This is a genomic window from Enterobacter sp. 940_PEND, from assembly GCF_001059415.1.
In the GTDB taxonomy this organism is placed as follows: domain Bacteria; phylum Pseudomonadota; class Gammaproteobacteria; order Enterobacterales; family Enterobacteriaceae; genus Enterobacter; species Enterobacter cloacae_M.
The window spans coordinates 1-8,652 of record NZ_JUMS01000032.1 but is presented as its reverse complement, the minus strand read 5'-3'; the positions used below and the strand labels follow the sequence as shown (position 1 = coordinate 8,652).

General features: G+C 55.4%; 8 protein-coding genes. 2 read left to right on the top strand and 6 right to left on the bottom strand.

The genetic code is table 11. The features are described from left to right. Positions 1-20: 20 nt before the first annotated feature. From ADJ24_RS05125 to ADJ24_RS05110, 4 genes are all read right to left on the bottom strand, one after another. The gene (locus ADJ24_RS05125; RefSeq protein WP_048702275.1) at positions 21-446 is read right to left on the bottom strand and encodes a hypothetical protein; all 426 of its coding nucleotides are present in this window, start codon (positions 444-446) and stop codon (positions 21-23) included. Continuing rightward, the gene (locus ADJ24_RS05120; protein WP_023310264.1) at positions 446-2,713 is read right to left on the bottom strand and encodes a type I restriction-modification system subunit M; all 2,268 of its coding nucleotides are present in this window, start codon (positions 2,711-2,713) and stop codon (positions 446-448) included. The genes ADJ24_RS05125 and ADJ24_RS05120 overlap by 1 nt, the downstream gene beginning before the upstream one ends. A 178-nt stretch (positions 2,714-2,891) precedes the next feature. Further along, on the bottom strand, positions 2,892-3,530 hold the full coding sequence (locus ADJ24_RS05115) for a LysE family translocator (protein ID WP_023310265.1): 639 nt from the start codon (positions 3,528-3,530) through the stop codon (positions 2,892-2,894). 47 nt (positions 3,531-3,577) lie between these two features. After that, on the bottom strand, positions 3,578-4,321 hold the full coding sequence (locus ADJ24_RS05110) for a helix-turn-helix transcriptional regulator (RefSeq protein ID WP_023310266.1): 744 nt from the start codon (positions 4,319-4,321) through the stop codon (positions 3,578-3,580). Between the two features lie 151 nt (positions 4,322-4,472). On the opposite strand from ADJ24_RS05110, the gene ADJ24_RS05105 reads away from it, so the two are divergent. Next, positions 4,473-5,843 carry an NAD-dependent succinate-semialdehyde dehydrogenase gene (locus ADJ24_RS05105; protein WP_023310267.1) on the top strand — a complete coding sequence of 457 codons (1,371 nt, stop codon included), beginning with the start codon at positions 4,473-4,475 and terminating at the stop codon, positions 5,841-5,843. Positions 5,844-5,890: 47 nt separating this feature from the next. On the opposite strand, the gene ADJ24_RS05100 is transcribed toward ADJ24_RS05105, so the two are convergent. Together ADJ24_RS05100 and ADJ24_RS05095 are read right to left on the bottom strand one after the other, a co-directional pair. Beyond that, complete coding sequence (locus tag ADJ24_RS05100) at positions 5,891-6,211, bottom strand: hypothetical protein (RefSeq protein WP_023310268.1); 321 nt, start codon at positions 6,209-6,211, stop codon at positions 5,891-5,893. Beyond that, on the bottom strand, positions 6,211-6,756 hold the full coding sequence (locus ADJ24_RS05095; protein ID WP_023310269.1) for a YfaZ family outer membrane protein: 546 nt from the start codon (positions 6,754-6,756) through the stop codon (positions 6,211-6,213). The genes ADJ24_RS05100 and ADJ24_RS05095 overlap by 1 nt, the downstream gene beginning before the upstream one ends. Positions 6,757-7,167: 411 nt before the next feature. Here ADJ24_RS05095 and ADJ24_RS05090 point away from each other — a divergent pair, with 411 nt between their 5' ends. After that, the gene (locus tag ADJ24_RS05090) at positions 7,168-8,526 is read left to right on the top strand and encodes an esterase-like activity of phytase family protein (RefSeq protein ID WP_023310270.1); all 1,359 of its coding nucleotides are present in this window, start codon (positions 7,168-7,170) and stop codon (positions 8,524-8,526) included. Positions 8,527-8,652 lie beyond the last annotated feature (126 nt).

Here is an 8,652-nt window from a genome sequence, read left to right as displayed (position 1 = left end):
CTCAAAAACACCATCATACACTAAATCAGTAAGTTGGCAGCATCACCCGAATGAAGTATCTGATATAGGAAAACAGGAGTTAAATATTTTTTTACGGCTAGTTTAAGGTAGGCGGATGTGATTATTCCTTTCTGAGTAACCAAACCTACGCGTAAACTTTTCTTATCATTTTGCAAATCTGTTAGGCGGAGTATTGTGTCACCTTTATCTACAAGTTGATAAGTATTAAAGGATTCAGGTAACAAACCATAGTTACTATCAATGTCTCGGGACACTATTTTACCATAGCTAAGTGAAAGAACATTATATTCCAAACCATCTGTATTCTTTGTCGTGGATGCATCGCAACAAGAGAACGTTGGTTTGACATTCCAGTGGGAAGGGATAGACATTACCCACTCAACCCCAGAATCCTTATATTCCGGATACGCCTTATACTTAGCCATCAGGAGTGTACCTCCTGCAGCAGCTTCATAATCTCCGCGCTCAGCGCATCCAGCTCCGCGTCAATCTCCTCCAGCGGGCGCGGTGGCTTATAGACATAAAAATGCCGGTTAAATGGAATCTCATATCCAACGACCCCAACCTCGCCGTCGCGGGCATCGCGCTTGTCGGCATTAATCCACGCGTCCGGTACGTGCGGGAGCACCTCCGCCTTCACGTAGCCTTCAATCAAATCGCTGGTCGAAACAGACGGATCGAGCGCTACGTTCTCGTTGTCGCGCAGGTCGGCATCCTGCTCAAACTCCACCACCTGTCCGCGGTACGCAAACGCGCCGTACAGCGGCTGCGCATCTTCCCTGAGCACCTTTTTGACGACCGGCTCCGCGTCCGGGTTTTTGCGGGTAATGGCCTCGATAAACTGCTTATGCTCTTTGGCATCCAGCTTAACGGCGGCAGTTTTAAACGCCTCTTTGAGCGTCAGCTGGAACTGATTGAAATCATCGCTCGGCTGAGCGAGACCACCTGCTTTCCCGTCGAGCGACGTCTGGATTTTTTGCGCTTTAACCATCAGCGCGCGCTGTTGTCGCCACAGCGTTGCGTCGAGCAGATCCTTAATCTGCTTCTCTTTAAGCTCAGGGAATTCAGCCTTGATAACGGCGCGTGCTTCCACCTCGAACTCGGCAAAGTTGCCGTAGTTCTCGTCCTGCCAGAAGGCACCGAACGCGTCGTACAGGCACGCCATCGGTGCGTTAAGTGGTTTTGGCGCAAAGCGCAGCGCGGCAATGGATTCATCCGTGACCTGGGCCGTTAAACGCAGCGGGCGCTCAATGGTCAGGCGGCGGAAACCAAAGTCGGTGCTGTTGAATATCTTGCAGGCCAGGGTGCGTTCTTCATCGGCGTTTTTAACTTCCACGACGTCGAAGTCGCCAAAGGTGCGGGTAATGAGCCGGATGTCTTCCTCGCTCATCATGTTGCGCTTCGCACCCAATGACTTACGGATTTTGCTGCATAGCTTGCTGGCGTCGATCAGCTGGATCTTGCCCTTACGCTCCGCCGCCTTTTTGTTCGACAGGATCCACACGTAGGTGGCGATCCCGGTGTTGTAGAACATGTCGGTGGGCAGGGCGACGATCCCTTCCAGCAGATCGGCTTCAAGGATGTAGCGGCGGATCTCGCTTTCGCCGCTGCCCGCGCCGCCAGTGAACAGCGGTGAACCGTTGAGAATGATCCCGATGCGCCCGCCGGTATCGGCATCACGCATTTTGCTGATCAGGTGCAGCAGGAAGAGCAGCGAGCCGTCGGAAACGCGCGGCAGGCCGGGCCCGAAACGCCCGTCAAATCCTTTGCGATGCTCGTTGTTAACGTCGGCTTCGATCTTCTTCCAGTCCACGCCAAACGGCGGGTTCGACAGCATGTAATCGAAGCGATCGGCGGGAAGCTGATCGTTAGAAAGGGTGTTGCCCAGCTTGATGCGGCTGACGTCCTGACCTTTTATCAGCATATCAGCCTTGCAGATAGCGTAGGACTCCGGGTTCAGCTCTTGTCCGAACGCGCGCATCACTGCATTCGGGTTGAGTTCATGAACGTACTCCATTCCGGCAGAGAGAAATCCGCCCGTGCCCGCCGTCGGATCGTAAAGGGTTCGAATGACGCCCTCTTTGGTGAGAGCCTCGTCGTCTTCCATAAACACCAGCGAGGTAGTGAGACGCACGATATCGCGCGGCGTGAAGTGTTCACCGGCGGTTTCATTCGAGCTTTCGGCAAAACGACGGATCAGCTCCTCGAAGACCAGACCCATATCGTGGTTGGAGATGGCCTGCGGGCTGAGATCGGTGGTGGCAAATTTCTGCACCACTTTGTAGAGGAGATTAGCCTCATCCAGCAACCCAATGAATTCGCTGAATTTAAAGTGCTCGAAAATCTCGCGCGCGTCTCTGGAAAAATATTGAATGTAGTTTTCCAGGTTGGCCCTGATGTCGTTTTGCCCCATTTTGCTCAGGTCCAGGGGCGAGGCGTTAAAGAACGTCAGTCCGCTGGTGGCGCGCAGGATTAACTTTTCTTTCGCTTCTTCAGGTAGGGGGGAAGAGCGGACTTTTTGAGCCTCAATAACGACGGCCTCTTTCGTCTCTTCAAGCACGCATTCCAGGCGGCGCAACAGGGTAAACGGGAGAATAATACGGCCATATTGAGACTGCTTAAAATCACCGCGCAGGAGATCGGCGACAGACCAGATAAAGGCTGCTGTTTGGGAGAAATTCAGGGTACTCATAAAAGCGTCCTTGCCCCTATTTCAGGCATTTTTAATGATTTTCTAAAACCCTCTTTTTATCATGGTTAATGGTATTGATCGACTAAAAAATCGATCTAAATCAATATGTTATTGTTATTGCTTGCAATGACTGATGGGTGTCATGAATGTTTATTTCAGTACAAATGATGGGGCGGGTTCATAAAGCATTAACGCATAATCGCCACAGCACCCACCCGCCAAACCCCATCAGCACTGCCCCCGCCGTGCGCTCAATCCACCACAGCGAACGTCTAAGCTTCTGCTGAATCGCCGATAGCCCCATCAGCGACACCAGCGCCAGATCCCACGCCAGTACCACCATCACCATCCAGACGCCGCACGTCGCCTGCTGAAGCAGCGTCACGTCCGGCCCCAGTAGCGCCGTCATCAGCGCCAGATAGAACAGCGCGTTCTTCGGATTTAACAGCGCCGAACCGAGCCCCAGCAGGATCTGCTTGCGCAGCGAGGGGCAGCGCTGATGGGTTTCATTCAGCGCCAGCGCCTGCGGTCGGCTGCGCACCAGATGCGAGCCGATCCACAGCAGGTACAGCGCCCCGCAAAGCTCGATAAGCGTAAACAGCCAGGCAAACTGGCGCAGCGCGCTCCAGCCGATAATCACCAGCAGGATGTAAAGCCCGTTACCCGCGGCGATGCCGAGGCACAGTCCGGCGCTACCCCGCAGCCGATAGCGCGCGGCGTAGCCCACCAGCAGGAAGAAATCAGGGCCCGGGCTTAGCAGGGCGACAAAATGCGCCAGCGCCAGGGCGAGAAAAGCGGAAGGGAAGAACAGTTCCATAGCGACCTCAGTAAATAATCTGCGGTCAGACTACGGCGCTGCAGAACCTATTTATTGTCTGATATTGATCGGCCCGTCGCGTACTGGCGCGGCGTGGCGGCGGTATAGCTGACGAAGGTCTTATGAAAATGGCTCTGGTCGGCAAAGCCGCTCTGATAGCCGACGTCGGCAATATCATCCCCGGCGCGCAGCCGCGCTTTAGCGTATTCCACGCGGGAGATGTTGAGAAAGCTGCCCGGCGTCAGGCCGGTGTCCTGCCTGAAGGTGCGGATCAGCGTCTCCTTGCGCAGCGAGAAGCGTTGGGCAAGCTCGTCGAGGGAAGGCGGGCAGGTGAGATCGGAAAGAAACGCCTGCTGAATCTGCTGGCTGGTTGCGCGAAGCGCGTCAGCGTTATCCACGGCGCGGGGAAGGGCAGAAAGCAGCGTTTCCAGTGATGCCGGAGACAGGGTCTCGACAACGTCCAGGTAATGGGCAAACAGGGTTGGGCTACGAATCACCTGTAGCGCCAGCGGAAGCCCGGTGTCGATGTAGAGCATATGGTAGCTGCGCGGTTGCCCGGCGACGGGGTTACAGCTGTGCGGCGCACAGGCCGGGATCACGATGAGGTCCCCGGGGTTAAGGATGTAATCTCTGTCGTGACACACGCAGCAGGTCTGGCCCTCCACAATCGCGCCGATGGAGAGCTGAGAGTGACTGTGGCGTTTGTACGCTTGCGTACTCTGCCAGGTGCTGCGCAGCTCAAGGCCTGAGGTGCGGTGAAAAGTCTGGCGGATATGTCGGGTATCGGTCATGGGCGCTCCTTCTGAAGATTTTTTATACCATGTCAGCGACCCCTCTGGCAGCGCTTCATTAAGAACCTTCCGGATATACCCAACTTTACGTCCATAGCCAGTCATGTTGACTACCCTTAATACCCTAAGCGGTAAAACAAGGAGATTCGACATGGCTTATCAGACAGTAAATCCTGCCACTAACCAGCTCATCAAAGAATACCCCTCACATACCGACGCGGATATCGAAGCGGCGCTGAAGGCGGCCGATGCGCTTTATCATTCGGACTGGGCGAAAGGCGACATCAGCCAGCGCCTGCCGGTGCTGCATAAGCTTGCCGATCTGATCGACGAGCGCGTGGAGGATCTGGCTAAAATCGCCAGCCAGGAGATGGGTAAGCTCATCGAACAGAGCCGCGGCGAGGTGAAGCTGTGCGCGCAGATCGCGCGCTACTACGCCGACAACGCGAAGCAGTTCCTGGCCCCGGTGAAGTACGACTCTGAGCTCGGTGAAGCCTGGGTGGAGCATCACCCGATTGGCGTGCTGATGGCCGTTGAGCCGTGGAACTTCCCGTACTACCAGCTGATGCGCGTGCTGGCGCCAAACCTGGCGGCGGGGAACCCCGTCATCGCCAAGCATGCCAGCATCGTACCGCACTGCGCCGAGACCTTTGCCCATCTGGTGCGCGAGGCGGGCGCACCGGAAGGGGCGTGGACCAACCTGTTTATTTCGTCCGAGCAGGTGGCGAATATCATTGCTGACGATCGCGTGCAGGGCGCCGCATTAACCGGCTCCGAAAAGGCCGGCAGCGTGGTGGCCGCGCAGGCGGCGAAGCATATCAAGAAATCCACGCTGGAGCTGGGCGGTAACGACGTGCTCGTGGTGCTGGATGACGCAGACCTTGAGAAGGCCGTGAAAATTGGCGTTAACGCGCGGCTCAACAACGCCGGGCAGGTCTGCACCGCGGCGAAGCGCTTTATCCTGCATGAAAAGATCGCCGACGCCTTCCTGAGCAAATTCACCGAGGCGTTTAAGCAGGTGAAGATTGGCGATCCGCTGGACGAAAGCACCACGCTGGGGCCGCTGTCGTCGAAAGATGCGCTAGAAACGTTGACCAAACAGGTTAACGAGGCGGTGAAAAACGGCGCGACGCTGCACTATGGCGGCAAACCGGTACAGCGCGACGGGAGTTTCTTCGAACCGACGATCCTGACGAATATCTCCCGCGATAACCCGGCGTATTTCGAAGAGTTCTTCGGCCCGGTAGCGCAGATTTACGTCGTGAAAAGCGACGACGAGGCGGTCGCGCTGGCTAACGACTCCCACTACGGCCTGGGCGGGGCGGTATTTAGTCAGAATATCGAGCGCGCGAAGAAAATGGCGTCACGGATTGAGACCGGGATGGTGTACATCAACTGGCTCACCGATACCGCACCGGAGCTGCCGTTCGGCGGGGTGAAGCGCTCCGGCTACGGGCGCGAGCTGTCGGATCTGGGGATCAAAGAGTTTGTTAACCAGAAGCTGGTGGTGGTGCGTAAGTAAGAGGTAATAAAAAACCTGCCAGCCGGCAGGTTTTTTTAAAAGGGGGATTATTTGACTTCGATCTTGTCCCAGCCGCTTTTGAACATGCAGCTGTCGACTAGCGTATCCCGGCGATATTCATTCGCGTCTTCAACCGTGTAGCTCGTGGAAATATCCTTTTTCTTGTTCTTTTTGTCCGTTTTTTCCGAACTCGAACCGGTCACGACGTTATCCGGGGGCAGATCGATCAGCGCCTGCGCTTCGCATTCCGTGAGCTTTTTATTCATCTCAGCATCGCTGACGCCCGGTTTCACCCATTTGTACTGGACGCAGCCGGTGAGCATCAGCGTGAGGCTCAGAACGCAAAGCGCGGTCATGCGGTGTTTCATCAGAAGGTGACTCCACCGCCTACGTATGCGCCGTCAATCAGCGTGTGGCCAGGACGACCGTCTTTACCGTCCACGCTCACGTGGCGGTAGCCCACTTTCAGGGTCACTGGCGTAATTGGCGTCCAGCTTACGCCGCCGTTGGCTTCGACGTAGTTTTTCACGCTGTTGTTCAGGCCTTCTGGTGCGACATAGCCTTCACCGTACACGTGGATGCTGTCGGTCAGGGCAACGTTTACGCCGCCGCCAATCGGGAACGCCACGCCGTTATCGCCTTTTTTCGGGCCGAGGTAGATGGCTTTTGCACCCGCATTCAGCATCACCGGGCCAAGACCCAGGTTGTAGCCTGCGCCCACGCCCCCGGTCTGGGTACCGTCATCGGTGTTTTTGAGCCAGTTGCTTTCGAGATAAACACCGGATGAGGATTTCCCCATTTCCAGATTGAGGTTGGTAAAGTTTTTACCCTGCTCAACGGTGCCGCCCATCGCCAGTGCGGAACCCGATACGGCAGCCAGAGCAGAAAGAAGAAGGATATTCAGTTTTTTCATGTTTTATGCCTCGTCATTAAATTCATCTGGGCGCACCTTAACAAGCGATGTTAATGACTGCAAATGTGACATAAATCGCGGTTTTATACTGATATTGTTAACTATTTTATTGAAGTTGTTGCAATGATGTTTGATTGTCGGGGTGTCAACAGGGGATGTTTTTAGCGTTTAGGAACCGTTTAGTTTTTTGACTAAACATAAACTGAACGAGGTGGGGATAGTGATTTGAGATGAATTAATTGGGTTTCTAATAATTTCCAAAAATGTTTCACCTGTCACACAAAACAACAAAGCCTTACATTTCGAGCGATGAATATACGTTCAAGCGCGCAGGCCGGTTTCCCTTCCATGTCATTTTTCTGACACGTTTATTCTTTACGTTGTTGGCTTCACTAACTGGATGCTAACAATATGAAAAGAAAAATTATTCCTGTACTTATCGGTTGTGCGCTCTCTTTCTCTGGCGTGGCGGCGCAGCCCACTGCTGAGCGCTATGTCGTCAGCTTCCCTGAAGGCTCCCACGTGAGCTACAGCGGCGCGTTTGCCAGCTCGTTTCCGGACGGACTGCCCGTGGGCATTGGTTCTGGCCTGCTGTTTACGGGCAAGCAGGGCGACGCCCTGACCTTTGCGACCGTGACCGATCGCGGTCCAAACGCCGATGCGCCAAAAATGGGTAAAAACGAAGCCAAAATATTTGTCACGCCAGATTTCGCGCCGCTGCTGATGACCATCCGCGTTCAGAACGGCAAAGCGGAGGCTGTCGATGCCCGCCCGCTGCATGATGATAAAGGCGAGATCAACGGTCTGCCGCTGCAAAGCGGTGTGATTGGCTCCACTAACGAAGTGGCCTTCAGCGATACCCTCAAGATCCTGAAGGGTGACAACCGCGGGCTGGATACGGAAGGCATCACGCCGGACGGGAAAGGCGGCTACTGGCTGTGCGACGAATATGGCCCTTTCCTGATTAACGTCGACGGCAAAGGGAAGATCCTGGCGATCCACGGGCCGCAGGCGGCGGAAGGGGAGAAATCCATCGCGGGCGGTTTGCCAAACATTATCAAATGGCGCCAGGCGAACCGGGGCTTTGAAGGCCTGACCCGGATGCCGGACGGGCGTATTATCGCCGCCGTGCAAAGCACGCTGGATATCGACGGTAAGAGCAAAAAGCAGGCGCTGTTTACGCGTCTGGTGAGCTTCGACCCGGCAACCGGGAAAACGGCGATGTACGGTTACCCTATCGACAGCGCGGCCTACAGCAAAAACAGCGACGCCAAAATCGGCGACATCGTGGCGCTCGATGACCAGCACATCCTGCTGATTGAGCAGGGAAGCGATAAAAACGACGGCATGCGTAACCTTATCTACAAGGTGGATCTCAGCAAGGCGAGCGACCTGACCGCCTTCGACAAGCCGGGCGAGTACCCGGAGTTTGATGATGAGAAAACCCTGGCGCAGCGCGGCATTACCCTTGCGGCAAAAACGCAGGTGGTCGATCTCCGCGCGCTGGGCTGGCAGCAGGAGAAGGCCGAAGGGCTGGCGCTGATCGACAGCAAAACGCTTGCGGTGGCGAACGATAACGACTTTGGCGTGAAGGTGGCGATGCAAAACCCGGTCGAGGGCAAGAAGCTCAAGGATTATCGGGTGAACGCGGAAGGCAAGCTGACGCTGGATGATAAGCCGGTGGAAACCACGCTCAGCGTAAAGCCGCTGAAAAAGCCGGAGTCGGACAGCGAGCTGTGGATTGTGACGCTGCCGGAAGCGGTGAAATAAGTTTACCCTTCTTGCTAAAGGCTGGGGTATCCCCACAAGATAATGCCTGCACAGACGGCTCCCTCTCCCTTGAGGAAGAGGGCTGGGGTGAGGGGGAACATACGGCTGTGGAGGTTATTCCGTTCA